Source organism: Streptococcus oralis (assembly GCF_001075875.1).
In the GTDB taxonomy this organism is placed as follows: domain Bacteria; phylum Bacillota; class Bacilli; order Lactobacillales; family Streptococcaceae; genus Streptococcus; species Streptococcus oralis_I.
This window is the reverse complement of the sequence record NZ_JUOS01000207.1, coordinates 1-4,958: the sequence shown is the minus strand read 5'-3', so window position 1 is coordinate 4,958 and position 4,958 is coordinate 1. Positions and strand designations below refer to the sequence as shown.

Annotated in this window: 1 tRNA gene and 3 rRNA genes; all 4 read left to right on the top strand. The window is 49.8% G+C overall.

Features of this window, described 5'->3' with window-relative positions:
• Positions 1-67: 67 nt before the first annotated feature.
• The 4 genes from ADM33_RS10425 (at position 68) to rrf (ending at position 4,957) form a co-directional block, all read left to right on the top strand.
• Positions 68-1,614 (top strand): 16S ribosomal RNA (locus tag ADM33_RS10425).
• A 50-nt stretch (positions 1,615-1,664) separates the two neighbouring features.
• Positions 1,665-1,737: transfer RNA gene (locus ADM33_RS10420), tRNA-Ala, on the top strand.
• A gap of 125 nt (positions 1,738-1,862) precedes the next feature.
• Positions 1,863-4,763: ribosomal RNA gene (locus tag ADM33_RS10415) — 23S ribosomal RNA — on the top strand.
• A 78-nt stretch (positions 4,764-4,841) separates the two neighbouring features.
• Positions 4,842-4,957: ribosomal RNA gene (rrf, locus tag ADM33_RS10410) — 5S ribosomal RNA — on the top strand.
• Together the 16S, 23S and 5S rRNA genes with 1 tRNA gene alongside form the textbook arrangement of a ribosomal RNA operon.
• Position 4,958 lies beyond the last annotated feature (1 nt).

Sequence of the window (4,958 nt, the reverse complement as noted above, 5' to 3'; positions counted from 1 at the left end):
GTTGTAGTACTGAACAATGAAAAAACAATAAATCTGTCAGTGACAGAAATGAGTGAGAACTCAAACTTTTAATGAGAGTTTGATCCTGGCTCAGGACGAACGCTGGCGGCGTGCCTAATACATGCAAGTAGAACGCTGAAGGAGGAGCTTGCTTCTCCGGATGAGTTGCGAACGGGTGAGTAACGCGTAGGTAACCTGCCTGGTAGCGGGGGATAACTATTGGAAACGATAGCTAATACCGCATAACAGTAGATATTGCATGATATCTGCTTGAAAGGTGCAATTGCATCACTACCAGATGGACCTGCGTTGTATTAGCTAGTTGGTGAGGTAACGGCTCACCAAGGCGACGATACATAGCCGACCTGAGAGGGTGATCGGCCACACTGGGACTGAGACACGGCCCAGACTCCTACGGGAGGCAGCAGTAGGGAATCTTCGGCAATGGACGGAAGTCTGACCGAGCAACGCCGCGTGAGTGAAGAAGGTTTTCGGATCGTAAAGCTCTGTTGTAAGAGAAGAACGAGTGTGAGAGTGGAAAGTTCACACTGTGACGGTATCTTACCAGAAAGGGACGGCTAACTACGTGCCAGCAGCCGCGGTAATACGTAGGTCCCGAGCGTTGTCCGGATTTATTGGGCGTAAAGCGAGCGCAGGCGGTTAGATAAGTCTGAAGTTAAAGGCTGTGGCTTAACCATAGTACGCTTTGGAAACTGTTTAACTTGAGTGCAAGAGGGGAGAGTGGAATTCCATGTGTAGCGGTGAAATGCGTAGATATATGGAGGAACACCGGTGGCGAAAGCGGCTCTCTGGCTTGTAACTGACGCTGAGGCTCGAAAGCGTGGGGAGCAAACAGGATTAGATACCCTGGTAGTCCACGCCGTAAACGATGAGTGCTAGGTGTTAGACCCTTTCCGGGGTTTAGTGCCGTAGCTAACGCATTAAGCACTCCGCCTGGGGAGTACGACCGCAAGGTTGAAACTCAAAGGAATTGACGGGGGCCCGCACAAGCGGTGGAGCATGTGGTTTAATTCGAAGCAACGCGAAGAACCTTACCAGGTCTTGACATCCCTCTGACCGCTCTAGAGATAGAGTTTTCCTTCGGGACAGAGGTGACAGGTGGTGCATGGTTGTCGTCAGCTCGTGTCGTGAGATGTTGGGTTAAGTCCCGCAACGAGCGCAACCCCTATTGTTAGTTGCCATCATTTAGTTGGGCACTCTAGCGAGACTGCCGGTAATAAACCGGAGGAAGGTGGGGATGACGTCAAATCATCATGCCCCTTATGACCTGGGCTACACACGTGCTACAATGGCTGGTACAACGAGTCGCAAGTCGGTGACGGCAAGCTAATCTCTTAAAGCCAGTCTCAGTTCGGATTGTAGGCTGCAACTCGCCTACATGAAGTCGGAATCGCTAGTAATCGCGGATCAGCACGCCGCGGTGAATACGTTCCCGGGCCTTGTACACACCGCCCGTCACACCACGAGAGTTTGTAACACCCGAAGTCGGTGAGGTAACCTTTTAGGAGCCAGCCGCCTAAGGTGGGATAGATGATTGGGGTGAAGTCGTAACAAGGTAGCCGTATCGGAAGGTGCGGCTGGATCACCTCCTTTCTAAGGATAAGGAATGCACATTGGTCTTGTTTAGTCTTGAGAGGTCTTGTGGGGCCTTAGCTCAGCTGGGAGAGCGCCTGCTTTGCACGCAGGAGGTCAGCGGTTCGATCCCGCTAGGCTCCATTGGTGAGAGATCACCAAGTAATGCACATTGAAAATTGAATATCTATATCAAATAGTAACAAGAAAATAAACCGAAAACGCTGTAGTATTAATAAGAGTTTATGACTGAAAGGTCAGAAAAATAAGGTTAAGTTAATAAGGGCGCACGGTGGATGCCTTGGCACTAGGAGCCGAAGAAGGACGTGACAAACGACGATATGCCTTGGGTAGCTGTAAGTAAGCGATGATCCAGGGATTTCCGAATGGGGGAACCCAACAGGTACTACCTGTTACCCATATCTGTTAAGGATATGAGGAGGAAGACGCAGTGAACTGAAACATCTAAGTAGCTGCAGGAAGAGAAAGCAAAAGCGATTGCCTTAGTAGCGGCGAGCGAAACGGCAGGAGGGCAAACCGAAGAGTTTACTCTTCGGGGTTGTAGGACTGCAATGTGGACTCAAAGACTATAGAAGAATGGTTTGGGAAAATCAGCCAAAGAGAGTGATAGCCTCGTATTTAAAATAGTCTTTGTACCTAGCAGTATCCTGAGTACGGCGGGACACGTGAAATCCCGTCGGAATCTGGGAGGACCATCTCCCAACCCTAAATACTCCCTAGTGACCGATAGTGAACCAGTACCGTGAGGGAAAGGTGAAAAGCACCCCGGGAGGGGAGTGAAATAGAACCTGAAACCGTGTGCCTACAACAAGTTCGAGCCCGTTAATGGGTGAGAGCGTGCCTTTTGTAGAATGAACCGGCGAGTTACGATATGATGCGAGGTTAAGTTGAAGAGACGGAGCCGTAGGGAAACCGAGTCTGAACAGGGCGTCTTAGTATCATGTCGTAGACCCGAAACCATGTGACCTACCCATGAGCAGGTTGAAGGTGCGGTAAGACGCACTGGAGGACCGAACCAGGGCACGTTGAAAAGTGCTTGGATGACTTGTGGGTAGCGGAGAAATTCCAAACGAACTTGGAGATAGCTGGTTCTCTCCGAAATAGCTTTAGGGCTAGCGTCGACATTAGAGATTCTTGGAGGTAGAGCACTGTTTGGGTGAGGGGTCCATCCCGGATTACCAATCTCAGATAAACTCCGAATGCCAATGAATTATGGTCGGCAGTCAGACTGCGAGTGCTAAGATCCGTAGTCGAAAGGGAAACAGCCCAGACCACCAGCTAAGGTCCCAAAATAATTGTTAAGTGGAAAAGGATGTGGGGTTGCACAGACAACTAGGATGTTAGCTTAGAAGCAGCTATTCATTCAAAGAGTGCGTAATAGCTCACTAGTCGAGTGACCCTGCGCCGAAAATGTACCGGGGCTAAAACAATTTACCGAAGCTGTGGATACCTTTATAGGTATGGTAGGAGAGCGTTCTATGTGTGAAGAAGGTGTACCGTGAGGAGTGCTGGAACGCATAGAAGTGAGAATGCCGGTATGAGTAGCGAAAGACAGGTGAGAATCCTGTCCACCGTAAGACTAAGGTTTCCAGGGGAAGGCTCGTCCGCCCTGGGTTAGTCGGGACCTAAGGAGAGACCGAAAGGTGTATCCGATGGACAACAGGTTGATATTCCTGTACTAGAGTATGTAGTGATGGAGGGACGCAGTAGGCTAACTAAAGCAGACGATTGGAAGTGTCTGTCTAAGCAGTGAGGTGTGAATTGAGTTAAATGCTTAGTTCTATAACATTGAGCTGTGATGGGGAGCGAAGTTTAGTAGCGAAGTTAGTGACGTCACACTGCCAAGAAAAGCTTCTAGCGTTTAAACATACTCTACCCGTACCGCAAACCGACACAGGTAGTCGAGGCGAGTAGCCTCAGGTGAGCGAGAGAACTCTCGTTAAGGAACTCGGCAAAATGACCCCGTAACTTCGGGAGAAGGGGTGCTGACTTAGGTCAGCCGCAGTGAATAGGCCCAAGCAACTGTTTATCAAAAACACAGCTCTCTGCTAAATCGTAAGATGATGTATAGGGGGTGACGCCTGCCCGGTGCTGGAAGGTTAAGAGGAGTGCTTAGCGTAAGCGAAGGTATGAATTGAAGCCCCAGTAAACGGCGGCCGTAACTATAACGGTCCTAAGGTAGCGAAATTCCTTGTCGGGTAAGTTCCGACCCGCACGAAAGGCGTAATGATTTGGGCACTGTCTCAACGAGAGACTCGGTGAAATTTTAGTACCTGTGAAGATGCAGGTTACCCGCGACAGGACGGAAAGACCCCATGGAGCTTTACTGCAGTTTGATATTGAGTGTCTGTACCACATGTACAGGATAGGTAGGAGTCTAAGAGATCGGGACGCCAGTTTCGAAGGAGACGCTGTTGGGATACTACCCTTGTGTTATGGCCACTCTAACCCAGATAGGTGATCCCTATCGGAGACAGTGTCTGACGGGCAGTTTGACTGGGGCGGTCGCCTCCTAAAAGGTAACGGAGGCGCCCAAAGGTTCCCTCAGAATGGTTGGAAATCATTCGCAGAGTGTAAAGGTATAAGGGAGCTTGACTGCGAGAGCTACAACTCGAGCAGGGACGAAAGTCGGGCTTAGTGATCCGGTGGTTCCGTATGGAAGGGCCATCGCTCAACGGATAAAAGCTACCCTGGGGATAACAGGCTTATCTCCCCCAAGAGTTCACATCGACGGGGAGGTTTGGCACCTCGATGTCGGCTCGTCGCATCCTGGGGCTGTAGTCGGTCCCAAGGGTTGGGCTGTTCGCCCATTAAAGCGGCACGCGAGCTGGGTTCAGAACGTCGTGAGACAGTTCGGTCCCTATCCGTCGCGGGCGTAGGAAATTTGAGAGGATCTGCTCCTAGTACGAGAGGACCAGAGTGGACTTACCGCTGGTGTACCAGTTGTCTTGCCAAAGGCATCGCTGGGTAGCTATGTAGGGAAGGGATAAACGCTGAAAGCATCTAAGTGTGAAACCCACCTCAAGATGAGATTTCCCATGATTTTATATCAGTAAGAGCCCTGAGAGATGATCAGGTAGATAGGTTAGAAGTGGAAGTGTGGCGACACATGTAGCGGACTAATACTAATAGCTCGAGGACTTATCCAAAGTAACTGAGAATACGAAGCGTGGTTATTTTAAGTGAAATTTGATAGATATTCAATTTTGAGTATGTATTACTCAAAGTTAAGTGACGATAGCCTAGGAGATACACCTGTACCCATGCCGAACACAGAAGTTAAGCCCTAGAACGCCGGAAGTAGTTGGGGGTTGCCCCCTGTGAGATAAGGAAGTCGCTTAGCT